The organism is Kribbella sp. NPDC104218 (genome assembly GCF_055584105.1).
On the sequence record NZ_JBVJMQ010000002.1, the window covers coordinates 1,581,614 to 1,596,789 of the forward strand.

A 15,176-nucleotide genomic window follows, 5' to 3' on the forward strand; every position below is an offset into this window, starting at 1 on the left:
CCGCAGCCCAAGAATCAGACCGGTACGACGACGTACCCCGCGGCCGGTACCTGGTGGCTCGTGCCGTTGATCACCAGGGTGGTGAATCCGGGCGGGGCGTGGACGACCAGGCGGGCCGGCTTGGACCGCCAGGTGGCGCTCCAGGTCAGCGTCAGCTGTGTCGCGCCGGTCCGGCGGAACTTGAGCGAGATCGGACCGTAGACGGTCGGCATCTTCTCGAAGACGGTGTCCTCGGTCGTCGAGAGCCACGCCATCGGACAGAGGCGGAGCAGGTTGAGGTCGGCGTCATGGAGCTGGTCGTCGACGACGGCGAGCCGCATCAGGCTGAAGATGGTGGCGTGCGTGCCGAGTGAGGCCGACATCCCGCCGCGGTGCTCGAACGGGATGTAGGTCTGCGGTGAGACGCCGCCGACGGCCAGCGAGTACATCCCTTCGAGGAAGCGGGCGCGGTCGCCGAGCTGCCAGGAGTGGAAGAGGTTCCAGCTGTAGATCGGCTCGAAACTGGAGATCTCGTGCTCCAGGATCGGGGCGTCCAGCGGGTGCTTGCGGGAGCCGCCGTTCCAGAGCTTGACGTTCGGCCCGACCCGGAAGTAGTCGCAGTACTTGACCATCCGCGGGTCCGAGGCCGGCAGCAGCCCGGCCCACACCATCACCATCGCGCCGCCGTCCAGCCGCATCGCCTCACCGAAGGCGCCCGCCGGGCCGACGAAGTTGTGGGAGTAGATCGGGTACTCGACGCCGTCCGGATGCCGCCACTTCGGCGCACTCGCACCGGCCGTGTCCAGCGCCGCACTGGCCGCGGCCCGATACTCGGCGGCGAAATCGGCCCACTCCTTGGCCTTTTCGTGCCCGGTCCGCTGCAGCAATCGGACCGTCGTGATCAGGCCCTTGTAGATCCAGGCGACCGCCCAAATGCTCTGGACCTCGACCTCCTCGTCACTGGCCTTCCCGGGCGGCGGCAGGTTCTTGATGCCGGCGTGGTTGGTCTGCTTGCAGACGTCCCTGATCCAGGCACAGGCCTTGAGCAACGACGGCATCCAGGAGTTGATGAACGTCTGGTCACCGGTCATCAGCGCATGCGTCGCGACCGCCGCCATCACCGCGCCGTGGTCGGGCAGCCAGTCGATGGCCGTGACGGTGCTCGGCGTCGCGTAGTACCCGGGGTGCTGGGCGTAGGCGGTTCCCGGCGGTTTCACCGTGCCCTGGGTGGTTTTGTAGAGCTCGAGGTGTTTGGCGACGGTGTCGTGGTGGCCGAGCAGGGACAGGAACATGTGGCTGGTCATCGACGTCGGCGTCGTCCAGAGGACGTCGTACCCCATCGAGCCGGTGAGGAACGTGGAGTAATTCGTCCCGGGCACCTTGCAGGCGACGACCTCGGAGAACTGCACGTTGCGGGTGACGAAGTCGTTGACGTACTTCTCCGGCGTCCGGATCGTCGCGGCGGTGCTCGCCTTACGCGACCAGTACTCGTTCGACTTCGCGAGCGCGCCGTCGTACCCGAGCGCGAGCTCCGGCTTGAAGGCGCCGTCGTCGTTGACCGGCTGCATGCACTGCAGGATGTCGATATGCGAGCCGACCTCGGGTTTGAGTCGCGCCTCGATGTCGAAGATGAACTTGGTCGGATCAGGCTGGCTGAAGACCGGCGTCGGGGTGCCGTTCGCCGCCAGCACGGCCAGCTGCGGGCCGCGCTGTCCCCACATCGCGAACCCCGTCTTCCCGCCGACCGTCAGCGGCCGGCGGTCCCGGCCGTCGAGGAACGGCGCCAGCTCCGGGAAGCCGGTCAGCACGATGCCGTCCTGGAAGTTGTACGGCAACTCCTGTGAGTAGTAGGCCCGCGCGACGCGGATCGCGAATCCGTAGTCGTGGTTGGACTTCACCAACCGTTGGTCGGCGGCGATCACGGAGAGCCGGATCCAGGCGAACAGCTGCTCCTCGCCGGTCACCACGTCGGCCGTGTTCAGCATGTGCGCGAACACCGACTGCCGCAGGACGAGACCGGCCTCGGACAGCGTCCAATCGGTCTGCAGGACGGGCGTCGGCGAGTCGGCCCAGCGCTGCATGCCGCGACCGTAGAGGCCGTCGTCCTCGCGGTAGACGTAGAAGTGGCCGTTGTACAACGGCCGCATCGGGCGCGGCTTCCCCGTTTCCTTCGTGAAGGCCGGGCCGCCCCACGGCGTGAAGTCCAGCTGCAGCCGGTCGCGGCGGTACCCACGGGTGTCCCCGGGGTCGCCCTCGAAGTGCTTGATCACTCGCGCGAGCGGCTGCGGCGCGCCGACCACGCTCCCGTTGTAGGTCACGTTGAAGCGGAACAGGTGGTCCTTCCAGCCGATCGGCGTCCACACGTTCCGCGGGTTCGGCCACCACAGTTTCGCGAGCTCCACATCGGGCTCGACACCGGCCAAGCCGGCCACCGCGGGTGCCATTGCACCGGCTTCGGCGGGCGCAGCGGCCGCCGGAGAGCTCGGGACGGCGGCAGCGGCCAGAGCCCCGCTGCCGGTTGCAAGGAAAGTTCGTCTGGACCAGTTCGTCGCCATGCCCGAAAGGTAGGAGCCGACCCCGAGCTCTGCCCACCGTTTCGACCTGGATGGCCCGCGACCCGCGCTCCGTCATACCGTATCGTCGTTACGTAACGGCTTTCTTCGAGATTCGAGAGGGTTACGCGGATGCCCAGGGTGAAACAGCGGACTGCGGCACTGCGTGAGCGGGCGTTGTCGGGTGCGCTGGCGATCCTGGCGGCGGAGGGTGTGGCCGGGCTGACCACGCGGGCGGTGGCGGGCCGGGCGGGCGCTTCGGTACCGGCCGTCTACGAGGTGTTCGGGGACAAGGCCGGGATCGTCCGGGACGTCTTCTTCGCGGGCTTCCGGCAGTTGGGCGCGGAGTTGGCGGCGTTACCGCCGGCCGCGGATGAGCTGGCGGGGCTGCGCGGCCTGGCGGAGGGCTTTCGGCAGTTCATCGTGGGCAATCCGGCGCTGGCCGAGGTGATGTTCGCCCGCCCGTTCGCGGACTTCGATCCGGCGCGGGACGAGGAGCCGGCCGCGGCGGAGGTCCGAGCGATCTTCGTGCGGCAGGCTCGCGTAGCTGTGGACGCCGGGCAGTTGCGCGGCGATCCGGCCGACATCGCGCTGTTGTTCTGCACGCTGGTCGAGGGGCTCGCCAGGGCTGAGGTCGCGCAGCGGTTGGGCGGCTCGCGGCAGGCTGAAACCCGCCGGTTCCGGCTCGGAGTGAACACGTTGCTGACCGGATTCGCCCGCTCCTAGGCTCCGACACGGTTCCGCGCCGGAGCCTAGGATCACGTCAGTGCTGCGGGCGGTAGCGGACGGTCCGGCCGTTCAGCGGCTGCAGCGCGCGGCTGTCGCCGTTCGGGAAGCGGGCCTGGAAGTGCGCCAGTGAGCTGGTCGTGATCTCGCGGATGTGGCTGAGCATCAGCCAGGAGACCGGCTCGGAGAACGGCGTCGTCGTGAGCGAGCCGTCGTACCGATAGGTGGACAGGTCGGCCGGGAGCGCACCGGCCAGGTTGGCGCCGTGCAGCGCGATGTCCTCGCCGCACTCGTCCGGGACGGTGGCCAGCGCCTGGTCCTGCAGCGTGCCGCCGTGGCCGCCGGTGGTGATGAACAGGCCGATCACCAGCCGCTCGCCGTTCGGGCCGAGGTGAACGAAGTGCTGCTCGAGCGGGAACTGGTGCCCGTCGAACCGGTGCTCGGACCGGGTGTGGAAATGGAAGTTGGCGAGGTCGTACCGGACGCCGCCGAGCGTCACCCAGGCCGCGCCCTTCGGGATCTCGGCGAGCACCGTCTCCTCGGCGGTGCGGGTCTCGCACCCACCGGGCTGGCCGCCGTCCTTGCTCTCGTAGCGAATCTCCAGATCGATGGACCGCGGGTAGTGCACGTGCAGCGCCGGCAACCCCGGGCTGAGCACAGCGCTCCCCCGGTGGATGTTGATCGGACTCTGGTGCGCGACGGCCGCGGTCGCCCTCGTCATGACCGACGGGGCAGCGAGGGCGGCAGCAGCGGCAGGCACTGCGAGCAGGACGGAACGCCGGGTCAAACCGGACATGCAAGTACTCCGAACGCTAGGCGGAAGTAACACCGATGACCGGCCTCATCCGGTCACCTCCAGCAGTATGTGCCTCTTCCTTCACGCCCCGAACAAAGGGGTGCCCGAACGACCCGCTCGGGCACCCCGAACCCGTCCGTCAGGTCACCGCCGCTCCAGTTTCCAGACCTGCGGCTGGAGGTTGTTGCAGTGCCAGATCTGCAGGTCGGCGCCGGCGGCCGTGGAGCCGCCGGCCACGTCGAGGCACAGCCCGGAGTTCTGGCCGACGATCTTGTAGTGGTTGCGGCCGACGTTGACGAACCGCCACCGTTGCCAGCCGCCGTCCTGACAGGCGTACTGCTGGATCTTGGCGCCCGGCTCGAACGAGTTCTTCGTGACTTCGACGCACAACTGGCTGTTCTGGCCTTTCAGCCGGTAGAAGCCGTTGCCCTCCGCGGTGAACTGGAAGTTCTGCGGCCCCAACCCGTTGCAGTACCACTGCTGGATCCGCCCGCCGTACTCGCGCGAGTCGGCGGCGACGTCCATGCAGTGCGTGCTCTGCGCGCTGAGCAGCCGGTACGTCGCTCCGCCGACGACCCCGGCGTCCGTCCCGGTCCCGATCGCGGAGCCGGTGGCGAAGAAGGTTTGGCAGTCGTTGTTGCTGAAGTCGGTGGCCAGTTGGAGGACGCGGGTCGCGTCGGCGGAGGGGACGAGGGAGGAGCTGTAGTTCGGGCAGTAGTGGTTGTAGGGGTTTGGGACGTGGACGGGCGACTCCAGCTCGTACCAGGGGCCGAACGAGCTCTCGGTGTTGGCCAAGATGGTCCGACCGTTGTCGACGGCAACTGATCCGTTGCTGTTGCGCAGGATCTGGCCGATCAGCAACAGTTTCCCGCCGGCCACGGCGACGGTGGGTGCGTGGGCGAAGTACTTGCCGTCGATGGTTTGCGGGCGCGTCCCGAGATCGCTCGGCGGTCCCCAGTTCCAGCCGTCGCCCGACGTCCGTTTGTGGACGACGCAGTCGTACTGGCCGCCGAGCCCGCAGATCTCGTAGACCATCACGTAAAGGCTCGGGCTGAGCTGGCGGACGACGGGCATCCCGGGCCGATGGCCGCCGTTCGTGCTCTGGACGGTCGGCACCCGGTCTGTCCAGCTCACGCCGTCGCTACTGCGGACCTCCATCAGCTTCTGACTGTGGACGCCGTCCGTCTCGTCGGCGTAGTGGCAGACCAGCCGACCGTCGGCCGCTACCGAGAACTCGGGCTCCCACAGCCCTTTCGTGTTCGGCGCGACCGCGCAGTTCGACAGGTAGCTCCAGCTGCGACCGAGGTCGTTACTGCGCCAGATCCGCAGCGCCATCGGACGGTCGTTGGCGCCAACCGAAGCGGACCACAGCAGCGTGCCGGCCGGCAGCGCGCCGATCTGCCGGGGCAGTTCGAACAGCGTGCCGCAGCAGAGGCCCTGGTTGTTCGCGGCCTCCGGATCGGCGACCGCGCCGACCTCGGCGAAACTCGCGCCGTCGTTCGTACTCTCGTGGATCACGCCGACGCCGTTGGCGGCGCCGCGGAACGACACGACACTCGCGAGGATCCGGCCGTTGGCCGCGCCGTTGTGCTGCAGGCGGATCGCGCGCGGATAGAGACTGGCGCCGGCCGGCTGCAACAACGTGCCTGTAGCGGTCGGGGCGGCCTGGCCAGCCGGGGCGGTCGGCTGCGCGGAGGCCGGTTGGGTACCGGCGATCAGCGCGAGGCCGATGACTGTTGCCAGAAGGAAACGTTTCATTCTGTCAGCGTGGCGCACGCCCCCTGTTACCGCGCTTTCGTCGGCCTGTCGCGCCGGGACGACATCGTCGAACTGCTCGAAGCGGCACGGGAAACGTAACAGGGCGGCGTTCGGTTCAGCGGTTTGACGCTGGTTCAAACGATTGTCGGCCCGGACCGGGCTGCGCCACGATCTGGGGCCCCGGGCACACCGTCCGGGACCTGAGGATCGGAGTCGATCACATGACGAGATCATTGACCCGTTGGGGCGCCGTACTGGCCGGCGCGGCGCTGGTGGTGGGCGGCCAGCTTCCGGCCCAGGCGGCCGGCGGCACGCAGCCGAACCCGAGCGGCGGGCTCGATCGGATCGACCAGCGGGATCGTCCGCTGGACAAGAGCTACAGCTGGACGCTGACCGGCGCCGGCGTCCGCGCGTACGTCGTCAGCCCGGGCGTGAGCGTCACGCACACGGACTTCGGCGGCCGGGCGAGCCTGGGCGCCGACCTGGTCGGCGGCCCCTCGACGAGTGGCTGCACGACGATCGGGACCGGGGTTGCCGGGCTGGTGGCCGGCAACAAGTACGGCGTCGCCAAGGGCGCGAACATCGTGTCGGTGCGGGCGTTCGCGTGTAACCAGGCGCCGACCGCGGCACAGGCCACGGCCGCGATCAAGTGGGTCACCGCCAACGCGGTGAAGCCGGCCGTCGGCGTCCTGCCCTACGAACTGCCCGCGGACGCCGCGCTCGACAACGCACTGCGGGAGTCGTCCCAGGCAGGTATCAGCTGGGTCGTCGACGCCGGTGGCGACGCCAGCGATCTCGGTGGGAACGCGTGCAACTTCTCGCCCGGTCGCGTCTCCGAGGCAATCACCGTGACCCGGCTCGACCTGACCAGGTTCAGCGGCGGCAAGGAGCAGCTGGCCTTCGGTTCGCATCGCGGCACCTGCGTCGACCTCGCCGCGCCGGACGGCACCACCGCCATCGGCGGCGGTAGCGACGAGAACCCGTGGGGGATCGCCAACGGCGGCCAGGTCGGCCCGACGGCCGGCGCTGCCGCCAAGATCCTCGAGCAGACGCCGACCGCGCGACCGGCCCTGGTTCAGCAGGAGCTGCGGGACACCGCGACCAGCGGCCGGCTGGCCGCCGACAACGTCGGGACGCCCAACTTGATTCTGTTCAGTAAATAACCGTCGTTCCGGTCAATTCTTCGTGGTGAACAAGGGGACACCGGCAGCTTCGCGAGCTGCCGGTGTTACCGCCTAGGCGGGACGCCGCGCGTGCGCTGTCATGGGGTCACTCGCCGGTCTCCGGACCGGTTTCCGCCCCGAGAGAGGAACGCACGTGAGTACTGTCAGACGAAAGGTCGTGGTGACCGCGGCGGCAGCCCTGTTCGCCGTCGCCGCCGGGATATCACCGTGGGGCGTCGCCGCCGGCGCCGCCCCGGTGGCCGACAAGGCTCCGGCGCCGACTGTGGTGGACGACGAGGTCGTCGTCATCGAGCGGAACGCGCTGGGCGCCGTCCAAAGTGTCACCCGTTACGAGCCGGCCGGCCCGGCGGAGAAGTTGCGCGCCGAGCTACGCGCCCAGGGAGTGCAGGGCATCGTGCCGGCTGGTCAGCAGCTGGCGCCGGCGCAGATCTTGGCCTGCGCGCCGTTCGTCGGTACGGCGGCCGCGTGGTGCAGCCACGCCTGGGCGTACAACCAGTTCAACGATCCGCAGGTCTACTTCCTGGACCACACGCCCGCTGGTTACCCGGTGCAAGCCGCAGTCGGTGACTGGTACCAGTCGCCGGGTATCGACTCGTACTACCGCTGGCACACCCAGGGTTGTCCTGGCGGCGGCCGGCACTGCGTCCACGTCTACGCGGTGAACAGCTCCGCCTCCTGGTACGGCCTGACCACCTGGGCCCCGAACGCGCCGTCCGGCCCGGCAAAGGTCGAGCTCAACACGCGCCTGCTCACCAACGCGACACAGCGCGCCAAGACCACCTGTCACGAGCTGGGTCACGCGCTCGGCCTCGACCACAACTCGTCCACCAACAGCTGCCTGAAGAGTGGAACCGTCGGCCCGGGCTGGAACACGCATCCCTCCAACGACGACTTCCAGGTCCTCAACCGGCTCTACCCCAAGCCCGGCACGTAAGCCACCTGGACGCCGTGCTGCCGGCCCATCACCGGCAGCACGGCCCGAGTCCTACTTGGTCCACCAGCGGTTGGCGAGGGAATCGCGCAAGGTGTTGGTGGCGCAGTGGATCTCACCCTCGGAGACGTGGGTGCTGGTCAGGTCGTTGACGTAGGTGACCTGATAGTTGATCTTGGCAAAGGCTTTGTCGATCGCCTCGGCGAACAGATCCTTGCCGTTGACAACGGGTCCGAAAGGCTTCGGCGCGATGTAGTCCCCGGCGTTCAGGACCAGGCCGTTCACGGTCCCCGGAACCTCGGCGACGGCGTCCGTCATCGCGTTCAGCTCGACGATCTTCTGCTCCTTCTCGGGGCCGTCGGGCATGTTGCGGATCGCGGTCTCGGCCATCCCCCAGTCCAGCGAACGATAGGTGTAGAGCGCGGGGATGCGGACCAGGTCGGCCTCGGTCACCCCGGCCTTCTGGCGCAGTACGTCCAGGTTCGCCTTGATGCTGGCCGCGGCCCGCTCGTTGGTCTTCACGAACTGCTTGTCGGCGAGGAACTCGTTCGTGGTGCGCTGGTCGATGCGCTCGTCGTACGGCCACTCCAGCGGCGGCAGATTGCCGTGCAGCTTCTGACCGCCGTGCCCACCCTTGCTGACCTTGTCGAGGATCTTGAGACCGGCCGTCGGATCAGCGACCACCGCGCGCCAGCCGAGCCGGCTCCCCGGCGCCGGGACGAAGTGGATGAACTCGTCGACATGCCCGATGGTCAGCCACGAGGTGTCGAGCGAGATCGGGTCCTGTTTGCCCTGCGACTTCAGCAGCGTCAGCATCTCCGGCGCCGGCCCGGTCTTCCCGGGCGCGAACCCGTCGCCGCCGATCACGATCCGGCCGTTCGGGTACTGCGGCGTCGACGGAATCGTCTCCAGGTTGCCCATCGAGTCGTAGCTGTTGTTCTCGGTCGGCACCGGGACATGCCCGACGTGGACGCCGGCGACGTCCGGACCGGCCAGCTCGGTGAACATGACCCGCGACGCGACCCGGCGATCGTCGTTCGCCGACCCGATCAGGACCTGCAGCCCTTGCGGCTGACCGCCCGGGCCGGGAATCGAGGTGTACGCCGGTTCGAAGATGTCCTGCGCCCACTGGTCGCCGCTGAGGTCGAGCTGCCGCAGACCGCCGGGGACGCCGGCCTTCTTGATCGTCGCCGCCGCGTCGGCGCGCCATTGCTTGCCTTCGGCATCGGTGTCGCCAGGCTGCCCGGTGATCACCTGCTGCAGGCGCTGCGTGTTCAGCTGGGTCAGCACCGGCGCCTCGCGCATGGTCACCTTGCTCGTCGCGCCGCCGATCTTCAGCGTCACGTCGACCGACCCGTCCCAGACGGCGGCGTCCCGGATGATGTCACGGCCCTCGATCCCCAGCTCGATCCCCTTGCGGAGCTCGTCGGCCGACAGCCGGGTCTTCGGCGTGACGAGCTCCCACTTGGCGCGTTTGACGAACAGGTGCACGCGATCCGGCTGCGAGACGCTGAGCGAGCCGGACGCCGACTTCGGCGCGGTCGGCCATGGCAGCGTGCGGATCCGGGCCAGGTCGAGTGCGTCCCGGTCGCCGTTCACGACGGTGTCGGCGGCGTCGTTACAGGCGGCGAGCTGCCGGTCGGCCTTGTTCTGGTCCTTCTGATGCGAGCGGACGAGCTCTTGGTACAGCCGCTCGGCCTCCTCCTTGTCGGGGAGCTGGTCGAGCTCCTTCTTGCGCTTGTAGAACGCGGTGTCGTTGGCGGCCTCCCGATCGACGGCAGCCGCAGCGAGCTTCCGGGCCGGCGCGCGGCAGACGCCGGCGTCGTCGTCGATATTGGCCAGGAAGAGTCCGTGGGACGCGTCCGCCCGGAGCGCGGGGGACGTCGGTCCGGTCGCGCCCGCGGTCAGCGGAGCGCCGATCAGCAGGGCTCCGGAGGTGGTCAGAAGCAACAATCTGCGAGCAAGCATGCGGTCATCGTGACGACGACTTGTCAGGAACTTGTCCGCCTGCGGTCCGTACTTCGTCCGCGTATTTGACACGAGTGTATTATCTTGTCATGAAGCGGACAGTGCGGGACTGGATGCGGGCCACGGCGATCGAGCTCCCCGATCTCGGCGGCTACACCGGCTGGGAGCCGGCGCTCGACCGCTGGGCGGCGGCGCTGACCGACGTCCGCGTCGTCGGCCTCGGCGAGGCGACCCACGGGACCCGGGAGTTCTTCCAGTTCAAGGCGCTGGCGGTCCGCTACCTGGTCGAGCGAGCGGGCTTCCGCGTCTTCGCACTCGAAGCGCCGTCCGTGGCCGCACCGGCGGTGGACGCATACGTCCAGGGTGAGGCGGTCGACCCCGTCGCCGCGCTGACCGGATTGGCATCCTGGCCGTGGCGAACCGAGGAGGTACTCGCACTGGTCGAATGGATGCGCTCGTACAACCAGAGCTGCCCGGCGGGCGAGCGGGTCCGATTCGTCGGCATTGATCCGCAGGGCGCCGAGGCGATGGGCGAACTGCCAGACACCCCGCGGACCGAGGAGGCGGCCGCCGATTCGTTCTGGGCGGTTCGGGATCGATGGATGGCGGAGGCGGCTCTCGAGGCAGCCGCGAACGACAAGGTCGTCATCTGGGCGCACAACGGCCACGTCGGCATGGAGCCGTTCCTGCCCGGCGCACCGACAACCGGGCAGGTCCTGCGCGAGAAGCTCGGCACGACCTACTACGCCGTCGGCCTACTGTTCGGCCGCGGCTCACTGCGAGCGTTCCGGAGCGAGCCGACCTTGATCGGCGAGCCTGACGTCATCCACCGCGGCCGACCGGTTCCCTGGTCAGCCGAAGCCGCACTGGGCCGAGCGCTCCGCACATCGCACCTTCTCGACCTGCGGAACGCTCCCCCAGACGCGGCGCGCTGGCTGGGTGAGCAGCGATGGGTCGGCGGCTTCGGAGCAGACTCACCTCGCTGGCCGATCCTCAGTTTCAACATCACGCGACTGGCGACGGCGTACGACGCGCTTGTGTACTACCCGACGTCGTCGCCGTCCCGGCCGCTGCCGAAGTAGTGGTCTGATTCGAGGTCGGTCAACAGGTCGGGATGTTCGGGTTTCCAGCCGAGCAGCTCCTGCGTCGCCGTACTCGAGGTCGGGTTGTCGAAGCTGAGCAGGGGCGCGAAAGCGCCGAAGTGCCGGGCGGCGTCGGCGGGCGGGATCGAGACGGTCGGTACGCCGAGGCGGCGTCCGATCACCGCCGCGATATCGCGGACGGCGACCCCCTCGTCGGCCGCGGCGGAGAGTTGCGCGCCGCTCGGCGCCTTCTCCAAGGCGAGCCGGTAGAGGCGGGCGACGTCCAGGGTGTGGACCGCGGGCCAGCGGGTCTCGCCGACGTATCCGGAGATGCCGGTCGCGCGGGCGATGCTGATCAGGGTCGGGACGAAACCGCCGCGATCGAGTTCGCTGTGCACGACCTGGGGGACGGCGATCAGCAGCGGCCGGATGCCGCGGTCGGCGAAGGTCAGGATCTCGTCGGCGACGGCGGCTCGCGGATGCTGCGCCACCGCCCCGAGCCCGATACCGATGAACGTCTTGCCGCTGCCGGCCAGGGCGTCGCCGAAGGCCCGGACCACGGCCAGATCGGCCGTCGCCGCGGCGGCGTACTCGCCGGCCAGCATGGCCTCGTGGTCATAGGCGAGGTGGATGACGGCGTCCACCTCAGCCACCACGGCCGGATCGAGCTGATTGACGTCGCCTCGGCGTACCACGGCGCCCGTCGCGCGCACCACCGCCGCCGACCGCTCGGAGCGGACCAGGCCGACGACGTCATGCCCGTTCGCCAGCAACTCCGGCACGATCGCCGACCCCAGGTGCCCACCGGCACCGGTGACCAGAACTCGCATGTCATCCTCCAGTGATGAGACTCAGTCCCATCACAGTAACACTTGACGGGACTTGGTCCCATCACAGGCGTGCAGCTGGGTACTCTGTCGGCAGACCGCCATGGGAGGGGCCCTGATGGATGAGCCGTACAGCCGCGCTGAGGACCGCGGCGAACAGCTGGACCGGCATTGGAACGAGCTGCTGCAGGAGCTGCGGCTGGCGCAGACCGGAACGCAGATCCTCTTCGCGTTCCTGCTCGGGATCGCGTTCCAGAGCAAGTTCCACGAGGCCGACGAATTCACCCACGACGTGTACGCCGGGACGCTGATCGCCAGCAGCCTCGCCGTCGCGCTCTTCCTGGCGCCGGTCGCCTTCCACCGAATGCTCTACAAACAAGGCCTGCGCGACCATCTGGTCACCTTCGCCGACCGCCTCGCCCGCGCCGGGCTGGCGTTCCTGGTGCTGGCCGTCTGCGGCGGCGTCCTGATCGCGCTGGACGTCGTCCTGCGGCGTCCGCTCGCGATCACGATCGTGGCGATCGTCTTCGCCTGGTTCCTGCTGTTCTGGGTCGTCCTGCCGGCCTGGGTCCGACACCGGCATCGGTAGGGGTACCGGGGTGGCATGCGACTTCGGCAGAGCCACCCCGACCGACCCGGGTACACCCGGCGGGGGCACGGCAGGGGGTTCAGCTATCTGGACGCCGACGGCAAGGCGATCAAGGACGCCGGCACGGTCGAGCGGATCAAGACACTGGCGATTCCGCCGGCTTGGCAGGACGTGTGGATCTGCCCGTGGCCGAACGGGCATATTCAGGCGCTGGGGACGGATGAGGCCGGGCGGCGGCAGTACCTGTACCACGACGACTGGCGGACGACGCAGGATGCGGACAAGCACGACCGGGTCCGGCAGTTGGCGCGGAAGCTGCCGGCGTTTCGGGAGGCGGTCGACGCTGATCTGCGGCGGCGCGGGCTTGATCAGCGGCGGGTGTTGGCGGTCGCATTGCGGATGCTCGACTACGGCGTCTTCCGGAGCGGGAACACGCGGTATGCCGAGGAGAACGGCAGCCGGGGTGCGGCGACCTTGCTACGGGACGACGTCCGCGTCAGCCGTGGGCGGGTGGTCTTCGACTTCGTCGCGAAGGGCGGGCAGGACCGGACGATCGAGCTCGACGACGATCGGCTGGCGGCCGCCGTCCGGTCCCTGAAACGCGGCCGGCACGGCGGGCCGCGGCTGCTCGTGTACCGGGATCGAGACGGGTATCACGAGATCGACGCGGAGCTGGTGAACGAGCGGTTCCAGGAGCTGGTCGGCGGGGACTACACGGTCAAGGATCTGCGCACCTGGACGGCGACGGTCGTTGCCGCGGTCAACCTTGCCGAGGCCGAGCCGCCGCGGACGAAGCAGGAGCTGAACGCGGCAGTCAAAGCGATGCTGGACGAGGTTTCGGATCATCTGGGGAACACCCCGGCGGTGGCGCGGACGTCGTACGTCGATCCGCGGGTGATCGCGCAGTACGAGCAGGGACGGACGGTCGCGTCGGCCGTCGGGCGGGTCGGTGACGATCTGGACGACGCGGCTGTGCGGATCACGCTCGAGCGGTCGGTGAGCCGACTGCTGGGCGGTTGAATAATTGCCGGATGGAGATCGGCGTGGTTGGGGTCGGCCGGATCGGGATGCCGGTGGTGCAGCGGTTGGTGGGTGCTGGATTCGCGGTGACGGCGTTTGATGTGCGGGCGGAGCTTGAGCTCGCGGCTCGGGGGTTGGGGGCCGAGTGGGGGCGGCCGGCGGAGGTCGACGTCCTGGTGACGGTGTTGCCGGGGAGTCCGGAGTTGCGGGCGGCGGTCGCGGGCGGGTTGCTGGATGGGGTTCGGCGTGGCGGGCTTTGGCTGGATCTGACGAGTGCGGCGCCGGAACTGGGGGCCGAGTTGGCTGAGGCGGCTTCGGCGTCCGGGGTGGAGTACTTGGAGACGCCGATCGGGGGTGGGCCGGAGGCGGCCGCGGACGGGAGGCTGACCGTGTACGCCGGAGGTTCGGCCGCGGGCTTGGAGCGGGCTCGGCCGGTGCTGGCGGTGCTTGCGGAGCGGGTCGAGCACACGGGCGGGCATGGGACCGGGTATCTGGCGAAACTGCTGATCAACTTGTTGTGGTTCAACCAGGTTGTTGCCTTGGGCGAGGTTTTGGCGCTGGGGCGGGCCGGTGGGTTACCGGCGGCCGAGTTGCAGCGGTTGCTGGGCGCGAGTCCGGCGTCGTCCGAGTTCGTGCGGGACGTCGTCCCGGCTTATCTGGCTGGGGATCGGATGGCGACGTTCGGGCTCGACCGGATCGTCGAGGAGCTGGATTCGCTGACCGCGTTCGCGCGAGCGCACGGCGTACCGGCGGAGATGGCGGAGGTGACCGCGGGAGTGCACGCGGCGGCGCTGGCGGCGTTCGGGGCGGTGGACGGCGAGCTGCTCGGGATGGAATATCTCGAGCGCGCCGCCTCGTTCCAATCGGTACGACCAGTGGAGGAAACATGAGTACCGACCTCAAACTCGAGGCTGTCGTCATTCCCGTCGCCGACGTCGATCGGTCGAAGGAGTTCTACACCGGACTGGGTTGGCGGCTGGACGCCGACTTCGCGTTCGAGAACGGGTTCCGCGTCGTCCAGTTCACGCCGCCGGGATCACCGGCGTCCGTCCAGTTCGGCACCCGCATCACGACGGCCGAGCCCGGCAGCGGCCAAGGTCTGTACCTCGTCGTCCCCGATATCGACGCGGCCGTCAAGGAGCTGACGGCACTCGGCGTCCAGGTCGGCGACGTCTTCCACCCGGCCGCGCCCGGCGCCCAATTCCAACCAGGTAAGGCCGATCGCGCCCCCGGCCGCGACCCCGACGGCGGCAGCTACGGCTCCTTCGCCGCCTTCACCGACCCCGACCACAACACCTGGCTCCTCCAAGAAGTCACCACCCGACTCCCCAACCGAACCACCCCCACCCTCACCTACACCTCCCCCGAAGACCTCCGCGCCGCCCTCCAACGCGCCGCCACCGCCCACGGCGAACACGAGAAACGCCACGGCGGCCTGTACGACGACGCCTGGCCCACCTGGTACGCCACCTACATGACCGCCGAACAATCCGGCCACCCCCTCCCCGAATAACCCCTCCCCCGGGCGCCACCTACCCACAACCGGCGAACACTCCGGCACAACTCACCCATCCAGCGCCGGAGATGAAGTGCACGGAGGCCTGTCACTGGGTGAGGCTTCGAGTGGTCCAGCATGCCGTACGACACAGCTGCCACCGAGCGCACCGACCGGCCAGCTCACCCGGCCAACCTCGCGCCCGGGCTTGCCCACCTCGCCCACAACCGGCGGACGCTCCGGCGCTGCTCACCTGGCCGGCGCCGGAG

13 protein-coding genes are annotated in these 15,176 nt (G+C 69.1%); 8 read left to right on the forward strand and 5 right to left on the reverse strand.

The annotated features are described in order from the left end of the window. Nucleotides 1-14: 14 nt before the first annotated feature. The gene (locus tag ACZ6ZD_RS23245; RefSeq protein ID WP_465675368.1) at nucleotides 15-2,534 is read right to left on the reverse strand and encodes a hypothetical protein; all 2,520 of its coding nucleotides are present in this window, start codon (nucleotides 2,532-2,534) and stop codon (nucleotides 15-17) included. A gap of 129 nt (nucleotides 2,535-2,663) precedes the next feature. Here ACZ6ZD_RS23245 and ACZ6ZD_RS23250 point away from each other — a divergent pair, with 129 nt between their 5' ends. Further along, nucleotides 2,664-3,257: a TetR/AcrR family transcriptional regulator gene (locus ACZ6ZD_RS23250; protein ID WP_465675370.1), complete on the forward strand. Its 594-nt coding sequence runs from the start codon at nucleotides 2,664-2,666 to the stop codon at nucleotides 3,255-3,257. 37 nt (nucleotides 3,258-3,294) lie between these two features. Here ACZ6ZD_RS23250 and ACZ6ZD_RS23255 read toward each other — a convergent pair whose 3' ends face one another. Next, nucleotides 3,295-4,053 carry a carbonic anhydrase family protein gene (locus ACZ6ZD_RS23255; RefSeq protein WP_465675372.1) on the reverse strand — a complete coding sequence of 253 codons (759 nt, stop codon included), beginning with the start codon at nucleotides 4,051-4,053 and terminating at the stop codon, nucleotides 3,295-3,297. A 144-nt stretch (nucleotides 4,054-4,197) separates the two neighbouring features. Next, nucleotides 4,198-5,811 carry an RICIN domain-containing protein gene (locus tag ACZ6ZD_RS23260; RefSeq protein WP_465675374.1) on the reverse strand — a complete coding sequence of 538 codons (1,614 nt, stop codon included), beginning with the start codon at nucleotides 5,809-5,811 and terminating at the stop codon, nucleotides 4,198-4,200. A gap of 221 nt (nucleotides 5,812-6,032) precedes the next feature. Between ACZ6ZD_RS23260 and ACZ6ZD_RS23265 the strand changes: the two genes are divergently transcribed. Beyond that, the gene (locus ACZ6ZD_RS23265; RefSeq protein ID WP_465675376.1) at nucleotides 6,033-6,974 is read left to right on the forward strand and encodes a S8/S53 family peptidase; all 942 of its coding nucleotides are present in this window, start codon (nucleotides 6,033-6,035) and stop codon (nucleotides 6,972-6,974) included. A 154-nt stretch (nucleotides 6,975-7,128) separates the two neighbouring features. Next, nucleotides 7,129-7,929 carry a matrixin family metalloprotease gene (locus ACZ6ZD_RS23270; protein WP_465675378.1) on the forward strand — a complete coding sequence of 267 codons (801 nt, stop codon included), beginning with the start codon at nucleotides 7,129-7,131 and terminating at the stop codon, nucleotides 7,927-7,929. 51 nt (nucleotides 7,930-7,980) lie between these two features. Here ACZ6ZD_RS23270 and ACZ6ZD_RS23275 read toward each other — a convergent pair whose 3' ends face one another. Next, nucleotides 7,981-9,894 (reverse strand): protein-arginine deiminase family protein, encoded by a 1,914-nt coding sequence (locus ACZ6ZD_RS23275; RefSeq protein WP_465675380.1) that lies wholly within the window; start codon nucleotides 9,892-9,894, stop codon nucleotides 7,981-7,983. An 89-nt stretch (nucleotides 9,895-9,983) separates the two neighbouring features. Here ACZ6ZD_RS23275 and ACZ6ZD_RS23280 point away from each other — a divergent pair, with 89 nt between their 5' ends. Next, nucleotides 9,984-10,976: an erythromycin esterase family protein gene (locus ACZ6ZD_RS23280; protein WP_465675382.1), complete on the forward strand. Its 993-nt coding sequence runs from the start codon at nucleotides 9,984-9,986 to the stop codon at nucleotides 10,974-10,976. Here ACZ6ZD_RS23280 and ACZ6ZD_RS23285 read toward each other — a convergent pair. Further along, entirely contained in the window at nucleotides 10,937-11,806 is an 870-nt protein-coding gene (locus ACZ6ZD_RS23285) for an NAD-dependent epimerase/dehydratase family protein (protein ID WP_465675384.1), read from the reverse strand. The genes ACZ6ZD_RS23280 and ACZ6ZD_RS23285 overlap by 40 nt on opposite strands. Before the next feature lie 115 nt (nucleotides 11,807-11,921). On the opposite strand from ACZ6ZD_RS23285, the gene ACZ6ZD_RS23290 reads away from it, so the two are divergent. Genes ACZ6ZD_RS23290 through ACZ6ZD_RS23305 form a run of 4 tightly spaced genes read left to right on the forward strand, consistent with a single transcriptional unit; the run spans nucleotide 11,922 to nucleotide 14,925 of the window. Further along, complete coding sequence (locus tag ACZ6ZD_RS23290) at nucleotides 11,922-12,392, forward strand: DUF6328 family protein (RefSeq protein ID WP_465675386.1); 471 nt, start codon at nucleotides 11,922-11,924, stop codon at nucleotides 12,390-12,392. Nucleotides 12,393-12,407: 15 nt separating this feature from the next. Next, nucleotides 12,408-13,412 (forward strand): DNA topoisomerase IB, encoded by a 1,005-nt coding sequence (locus tag ACZ6ZD_RS23295; RefSeq protein WP_465675388.1) that lies wholly within the window; start codon nucleotides 12,408-12,410, stop codon nucleotides 13,410-13,412. Between the two features lie 11 nt (nucleotides 13,413-13,423). Continuing rightward, nucleotides 13,424-14,302, forward strand: a complete 879-nt coding sequence (locus ACZ6ZD_RS23300; RefSeq protein ID WP_465675390.1) for an NAD(P)-dependent oxidoreductase — start codon at nucleotides 13,424-13,426, stop codon at nucleotides 14,300-14,302. Next, nucleotides 14,299-14,925 (forward strand): VOC family protein, encoded by a 627-nt coding sequence (locus ACZ6ZD_RS23305; protein WP_465675391.1) that lies wholly within the window; start codon nucleotides 14,299-14,301, stop codon nucleotides 14,923-14,925. Before ACZ6ZD_RS23300 ends, ACZ6ZD_RS23305 begins: the two co-directional genes overlap by 4 nt. The last annotated feature ends 251 nt before the right edge of the window (nucleotides 14,926-15,176 follow it).

Excerpts from the sequence above, each read along its gene's own strand:
- ACZ6ZD_RS23245 (WP_465675368.1), bottom strand. The coding sequence starts at position 2,534 with ATGGCGACGAACTGGTCCAGACGAACTTTCCTTGCAACCGGCAGCGGG.
- ACZ6ZD_RS23250 (WP_465675370.1), top strand. The coding sequence starts at position 2,664 with ATGCCCAGGGTGAAACAGCGGACTGCGGCACTGCGTGAGCGGGCGTTG.
- ACZ6ZD_RS23255 (WP_465675372.1), bottom strand. The coding sequence starts at position 4,053 with ATGTCCGGTTTGACCCGGCGTTCCGTCCTGCTCGCAGTGCCTGCCGCT.
- ACZ6ZD_RS23260 (WP_465675374.1), bottom strand. The coding sequence starts at position 5,811 with ATGAAACGTTTCCTTCTGGCAACAGTCATCGGCCTCGCGCTGATCGCC.
- ACZ6ZD_RS23265 (WP_465675376.1), top strand. The coding sequence starts at position 6,033 with ATGACGAGATCATTGACCCGTTGGGGCGCCGTACTGGCCGGCGCGGCG.
- ACZ6ZD_RS23275 (WP_465675380.1), bottom strand. The coding sequence starts at position 9,894 with ATGCTTGCTCGCAGATTGTTGCTTCTGACCACCTCCGGAGCCCTGCTG.
- ACZ6ZD_RS23280 (WP_465675382.1), top strand. The coding sequence starts at position 9,984 with ATGAAGCGGACAGTGCGGGACTGGATGCGGGCCACGGCGATCGAGCTC.
- ACZ6ZD_RS23285 (WP_465675384.1), bottom strand. The coding sequence starts at position 11,806 with ATGCGAGTTCTGGTCACCGGTGCCGGTGGGCACCTGGGGTCGGCGATC.
- ACZ6ZD_RS23290 (WP_465675386.1), top strand. The coding sequence starts at position 11,922 with ATGGATGAGCCGTACAGCCGCGCTGAGGACCGCGGCGAACAGCTGGAC.
- ACZ6ZD_RS23295 (WP_465675388.1), top strand. The coding sequence starts at position 12,408 with ATGCGACTTCGGCAGAGCCACCCCGACCGACCCGGGTACACCCGGCGG.
- ACZ6ZD_RS23300 (WP_465675390.1), top strand. The coding sequence starts at position 13,424 with ATGGAGATCGGCGTGGTTGGGGTCGGCCGGATCGGGATGCCGGTGGTG.
- ACZ6ZD_RS23305 (WP_465675391.1), top strand. The coding sequence starts at position 14,299 with ATGAGTACCGACCTCAAACTCGAGGCTGTCGTCATTCCCGTCGCCGAC.